Origin of the sequence: Actinotalea sp. (genome assembly GCF_041597215.1) — a bacterium.
GTDB lineage: Bacteria > Actinomycetota > Actinomycetes > Actinomycetales > Cellulomonadaceae > Actinotalea.
The window spans coordinates 1-2,640 of sequence record NZ_JBFHHB010000330.1; the positions used below are offsets into that span (position 1 = coordinate 1).

Sequence of the window (2,640 nt, forward strand, 5' to 3'; positions counted from 1 at the left end):
CCAGGCCGACATGGTCTCCTCCCAGGAGAACGCGACCGTCTCCGCGCTCGAGGAGCTCGGCTACGAGGTGCCGACGACGTTGACGGTCGAGAGCACCATGGAGGGCTCCGGCGCGCAGGGCGTGGTGGAGTCCGGGGACGTGGTGACCTCGCTCGACGGACTGTCGTTGACGTCGTTCGCCGACCTCTCCGCCGCGATGGACGTCGTGGGCCCTGGCCAGAGCGTCACGCTGGGGGTCACGCGCGACGGCGAGCCCTACGAGCTCGAGGTCACCACGACGGACGACGGGACGGGTCGCGCGGTGCTCGGGCTGTTCATCGACCCGACCTTCGACCTGCCGGTCGACGTGTCCATCGAGATCGACGACATCGGCGGTCCCAGCGCGGGGACGATGTTCGCGCTGGGCATCGTCGACCTCCTCACCCCCGAGGACGAGGCCAACGGTGCGGTGATCGCCGGGACGGGGACGATGGACCTCACGGGGGCCGTCGGCCCGATCGGCGGGATCCAGCAGAAGCTCATCGGCGCGAATCGCGACGGGGCAGCGTGGTTCCTGGCCCCGGCGGACAATTGCAGCGAGGTCGTCGGGAACGTCCCGGACGGTCTCACGGTGGTGAAGATCTCGACGCTGCACGAGGCGGTCCTCGCCATGACGGCGATCGGCGAAGGTACGGGCGCGGACCTGCCCGGGTGCTGACGTCGCCCGCGCGGGGCCCGGCCGCACCCGGACTCAGCTGAGCGTCGCGGAGACCGCCTCGATCAGTCCCGGCACCAGGTCGGGTGCTCCTGCGACGGCGTCGTCCTGGTCGTGGTTCCTGGTGCGCACGACGCACCAGGTGGTCCCCTCCCGCAGCACGCCGACCGCCAGGCGCACGTCCTGCCGCTCGGGGTGGTTCATCAGGTAGTCGACCGCCTCGTCCGGGTCGGCGGGCATCGACTCCTCGGCTGCGGGCGGCAGGACGACGCGCTCGACCACGACGGCCGCACCGTGCACGGTCGGCGGCCAGGAGAGCGCCGCGAGCAGGCCCTCGAGGTCGTCCGCGTCGGGCAGCCCCTCCTGCTCGATCGACGTCAGGTGGTGCCGGTCCTCCTCCGCGGCGGCGAGGACCTCGGGCTCGAGGTCGTTGGCGAGCCCCGGCTGCGCAGCGAGCGCGTCGGCGGTGCGCACCAGGGCGAAGACGCGCACGGGCCCGTCCCAGCCTCCGGCGGCCACATGCCGCTCGATCTCCCGGACGGCGAGCTCCAGTGCGTGTGTGGCGGTCTGCTCCATGGCTCCATGGTGGCAGTCCGCCACGCGTCGCGGTGCGCCGTATGGGAACCTGAGGGCAGGCGGGGCCGTTCTCCTGCTGTTGCACCCCTTTTGCTCCGAGCCGACTCGAGGAACCCCGCTGTGAGCTCTGCACGACCGTCTCGACCCGTCCGACCCTCGCGGGGACCCTCCGGGGGCCGACGCAGCGCGCTCGGCCCGACGATCGCCATCCTGGTCGCGGCCGGGATCGCGCTGATGATCCTCGCCCAGGTGTGGACCGAGGTGCTCTGGTACCGGGCACTCGGGTACACCTCGGTGCTGACCACCGAGTGGGCCACCCGCGGGGTGCTCTTCGTGCTCGGCTTCGTGATCATGGGTGCCGCGGTGTTCGCCGCGCTCGCGGTCGCCTACCGCACCCGGCCGATCTACGCGCCGTCCACCCCGGAGCAGGCCTCTCTCGACCAGTACCGGGAGATGATCGAGCCGCTGCGGCGCCTCGTCATGATCGCCGGACCGGCGGTGCTCGGCTTCTTCGCCGGTTCCGCAGCGTCCGCGCAGTGGCAGAACGTCCAGCTCTTCCTGCACGGTGGGAGCTTCGGGCAGACGGACCCCCAGTGGGGCCTGGACCTCTCCTTCTACATCTTCGACCTGCCGGTCCTGCGGTTCGTCGTCTCCTTCCTGCTGGCGGTCGGCATCATCTCCGCACTCGCAGGTGCCGCGACGCACTACCTCTACGGCGGCGTGCGGCTCGGCCAGGGGCCGGGCGACCGGACCACCCGGCCTGCGCGGATCCAGCTCGGGGTCACCGCTGCGGTGATCATGCTGCTGATGGGCGCGAACTACTGGCTGGACCGCTACTCCCTGCTCACCTCCGACGGCGACACGATCAAGGGCGGCGCCTCCTTCGCCGACGTGAACGCCGTGATGCCGGCCAAGGCGATCCTCGCCGGCGTCGCCGTCGTCGTGGCCGGGACCTTCCTGTGGGCCGCGTTCCGCGGAACGTGGCGCGTGCCCGCCGTCGGCGTCGGACTCATGGTCGTCTCGGCGATCGTCGTCGGCGGGATCTACCCCGCCGTCGTGCAGCGCTTCCAGGTCCAGCCCAACGAGCAGGCCGCGGAGTCGGAGTACATCCAGCGCAACATCGACGCGACGAAGGCCGCCTTCGGGCTCGACGAGGTCGAGACGACGACCTACGACGCCAAGCTCGTCGCCGAGGCGGGCGCCCTGCGCGAGGACGCGGACACGACGGCGAGCATCCGCCTGCTCGACCCGGCGATCGTCTCGCCGTCCTTCGGCCAGCTCCAGCAGAACAAGCAGTACTACGGGTTCGCCGACACCCTCTCGGTCGACCGCTACTGGATCGACGGCGAGAGCCGCGACACCGTCATCGG

General features: G+C 71.3%; 3 protein-coding genes. 2 read left to right on the forward strand and 1 reads right to left on the reverse strand.

Annotated elements, in window-relative coordinates; translation table 11 throughout:
• Positions 1 to 697, forward strand: a 697-nt coding sequence (locus ABWK99_RS15540) for a PDZ domain-containing protein (RefSeq protein WP_372595593.1), incomplete at its 5' end; no start/stop codon positions are given.
• A 33-nt stretch (positions 698 to 730) separates the two neighbouring features.
• Here ABWK99_RS15540 and ABWK99_RS15545 read toward each other — a convergent pair.
• Positions 731 to 1,270, reverse strand: coding sequence for a PPA1309 family protein (locus ABWK99_RS15545; protein WP_372595594.1), 540 nt, complete (start codon positions 1,268 to 1,270; stop codon positions 731 to 733).
• 120 nt (positions 1,271 to 1,390) lie between these two features.
• Between ABWK99_RS15545 and ABWK99_RS15550 the strand changes: the two genes are divergently transcribed.
• The coding region (locus tag ABWK99_RS15550; protein ID WP_372595595.1) for a UPF0182 family protein at positions 1,391 to 2,640 on the forward strand (1,250 nt) is incomplete at its 3' end.